This window comes from Streptomyces sp. ActVer (assembly GCF_027270795.1).
Taxonomy (GTDB): domain Bacteria; phylum Actinomycetota; class Actinomycetes; order Streptomycetales; family Streptomycetaceae; genus Streptomyces; species Streptomyces umbrinus_A.
Window position 1 is genome coordinate 1 of sequence record NZ_JAPWHT010000853.1, and the last position, 1,693, is coordinate 1,693.

The 1,693-nt window shown below is 71.1% G+C and carries 2 protein-coding genes; both read left to right on the plus strand.

The annotated features are described in order from the left end of the window. The first annotated feature begins 71 nt into the window (after window positions 1-71). Entirely contained in the window at window positions 72-293 is a 222-nt protein-coding gene (locus O3Q52_RS52795; protein WP_269655501.1) for a hypothetical protein, read from the plus strand. Between the two features lie 104 nt (window positions 294-397). Further along, window positions 398-1,615: a TerD family protein gene (locus O3Q52_RS52800; protein ID WP_269655502.1), complete on the plus strand. Its 1,218-nt coding sequence runs from the start codon at window positions 398-400 to the stop codon at window positions 1,613-1,615. The last annotated feature ends 78 nt before the right edge of the window (window positions 1,616-1,693 follow it).

Sequence of the window (1,693 nt, forward strand, 5' to 3'; positions counted from 1 at the left end):
GGGGGAGGGTAGGGGCGGCGGGGGCGAAAAACCCTTCGGCCGGCCCCACCCCGCCGACCTACCATCCCCCCATGCCCCGCCCAAACGGCTTCACCTACGCCCACCACCCGGACGGCACCGTGACGATCACACACGGCACCCGCCCCGCCACAACCCTCCGCGGCCCCAGAGTCACCCAGTTCCTCGCGGAGGTGGAATCCGGCGACCCCCAACTGGTCATGGCCCGCTGGACGGGCAACTACAAACGCGGCAACGAACGAACGGCCCGCAACCACCCCAGAACCCGCCACTGACCGCCACCGACCACCCCTGACCAGCACAGACCCGCGCTGACCCAATTGGCGGGCAGGTAAGGGAACGGTAAAGCGGGCCCGGTCGTTCACGGGGCATGACAGCTATGACCCCCGGCTCGAACATCCCTCTCCCCGTCACCCGCGTGACGGTGGACGTCGCCGCCCCGGTGCGGCTCGACGTATCGGGCCTGCTGCTCACCGCCGACGGCAAGGTGCGCTCCGACGACGACTTCATCTTCTACAACCAGCCGAACGGCCAGGGCGTGACGTACCGCTCCGGCGGCGGCACCAGCCCCGACTCGATCACGGTCGACACGACGGCCGTGCCCCCGGGCATCGAGAAGATCGTCGTCACCGCGAGCCCGGACGCCGCGGGCCAGACGTTCCAGGGCATCGAACCGACGGCGACGATCCGCAACGCCGCCGACAACTCCGTCCTGGCGTCCTTCACCCCGCCCCAGCTCGGCTCGGAGACGGCCCTGGTGATCGTCGAGGTCTACCTGCGCAACGGCGCATGGAAGGCCCGAGCGGTCGGCCAGGGTTACTCGAACGGCCTGGCGGGCATCGCCACGGACTTCGGCGTGACGGTGGAGGAACCGGCCGCCCCGGCCCAGGCAGCGCCCCCGGTCGCCCCGCCGACCCCCACGATCCAGACCCAGGTGGCACCCCCGGCCCCGCCCGTCACCACACCGGCGGCACCGCCCGCGCCCCCGGCAGCGCCTGCCGCCCCGGCCCCGGGCGCCGGGAAGATCAACCTCGACAAGGGCCGCGTAAGCCTCCAGAAGAACCAGACCGTGTCCCTGGTCAAGGGCGGCCGCCCGTTCCTCTCCCAGGTGAAGATGGGCCTGGGCTGGGAGCCGGCGTACCGAGGCAAGGACATCGACCTCGACGCCTCCGTGATCGCCTACGGTCCGCAGCGCAACCACATCGACAGCTGCTACTTCGGCAAGCTCTCGATCGTGAACGGCGCGATCAAGCACTCCGGCGACAACCTCACGGGCGAGGGCGGCGGTGACGACGAGGTGATCGTCGTGGACCTGGGCCGGCTCCCCCAGGAGGTCACGGGCCTCGTCTTCACGGTGAACTCCTTCTCCGGCCAGAAGTTCACCGAGGTCGCCAAGGCCTACTGCCGCCTCCTCGACGCCGCCACGGGCGAGGAGCTGGTCCGCTTCGACCTCACGACCGCGGAGCCGCAGACCGGCGTGATGATGGCCAAGCTCATCAAGCAGTTCTCCGGCGAGTGGGAGATGACGGCCCTCGGCAACTTCGTCAAGTCCCGCACGGTCCGCGGCATGGTGAAGCCGTCGGCCCAGGCGCTGTAGCCCACCAACCCACGTCACCACGAACGGCCGGGGCGCCCCCCCCCCCCCGGGTGGGGGGCGCCCCCCGCGTTCGGGGGG

Coding starts and splice junctions, on each gene's coding strand:
- O3Q52_RS52800 (WP_269655502.1), top strand. CDS start 398: ATGACCCCCGGCTCGAACATCCCTCTCCCCGTCACCCGCGTGACGGTG.
- O3Q52_RS52795 (WP_269655501.1), top strand. CDS start 72: ATGCCCCGCCCAAACGGCTTCACCTACGCCCACCACCCGGACGGCACC.